Source organism: Kitasatospora sp. NPDC015120 (assembly GCF_043080305.1).
Classification (GTDB): Bacteria; Actinomycetota; Actinomycetes; order Streptomycetales; family Streptomycetaceae; genus Kitasatospora.
This window is the reverse complement of sequence record NZ_JBIBVJ010000073.1, coordinates 1-1,276: the sequence shown is the minus strand read 5'-3', so window position 1 is coordinate 1,276 and position 1,276 is coordinate 1. Positions and strand designations below refer to the sequence as shown.

Sequence of the window (1,276 nt, the reverse complement as noted above, 5' to 3'; positions counted from 1 at the left end):
CTGCCGTATTGCTGTGGTCTCCATCACCCGCATCCGAGGTTGATGGAGCGCTCGCTCCGAATCATGGGCACACCCAAAGTCGCAACATGCCCAAGCAGGTTGGCAAAGGCATCCCGGAATGAACACGAGTCTTGTTCTTCACCAAGATCATTCATCGATCGTGCGAAAAAGACGGATTAGCCACCGGCGATTCGTGGATATCCGAGGAGGCCGAGATCGTAGGGCCGCGCCTCAGCCCCCGACGTGCGATCACCTCTTACTTCGATTCCACGTGTAACCCTCGGCTCTGGAATGAGATACACATATCGTAAACGTCCTCTAAGACTGAATCCTTAGGAAAATGCCCCCTATTCACCAGATGTCACCATGACTCCCGCGGCTTCCACACCCGCGAGCATCGAAGGCCCTTCGGTGTGGCGTGATCGTAAGAGGTACCTGTGGCCGCTCGGATTGCTGATTCCACTCAGCCCGTTCATCTCCTGGTTTCTCGTCGACAACCTTCGTCTCGGATTGTTCTGGGCGACCGGCGCGTGGCTACTGGTCATCGTCATCCCGATCATCGACATGCTGGCCGGTGAAGACGGCGAAAGTCCGCCGGACGATGCGATCCCACGACTGCAGAAGGACCGCTACTACCGCTGGTGCACTTACGCGTTCCTCCCCTTGCAATACGCCGGTCTGGTCTTCGCCTGCTGGTGCTGGATCAACGCTCCGATGGGAATCGCGGAGAAGATCGCGATGTCGTTCACGGTGGGCGTCGTCGCCGGCGTCGGTATCAACGCGGCCCACGAGCTCGGCCACAAGAGCGAGAAGATCGAACAGTGGCTCGCGAAAGTGGCGCTTGCGCAATCTCTCTACGGGCACTTCTACGTGGAACACAATTTCGGCCACCATGTGCGTGTAGCTACTCCGCAGGACCCGGCCAGCTCACGGTTCGGTGAGAGCTTCTGGAGGTTCTTGCCACGAAGTGTGTTCGGCGGGCTGCGTTCGGCATTGCGCATCGAGAGCGCTCGACTCCAGAGGAAAGGCAAACGAACCTGGAGCTTCGAGAACAATAGTCTCAACGCTTGGGCGATGAGTGTTGTCCTCTTCGCGACGCTGATCGGTATCTTCGGTTGGGAGGTCGCGCCCTGGCTCCTGCTGCAGGCAGTTGCCGGATTCACCTTCCTCGAAGCCGCGAACTACCTCGAGCATTACGGCCTGCTGCGTGGCAAGCGTGCCGACGGCTCGTACGTTCGCGCCAGCCCCGCTGACAGTTGGAACAGCGATCACGTCG

Annotated in this window: 1 protein-coding gene; it reads left to right on the top strand. The window is 59.1% G+C overall.

What is annotated here, in order from left to right:
• Nucleotides 1-366 precede the first annotated feature (366 nt).
• On the top strand, nucleotides 367-1,276 hold a 910-nt coding region (locus ACF1AK_RS36375), incomplete at its 3' end, for an alkane 1-monooxygenase (protein WP_391503086.1).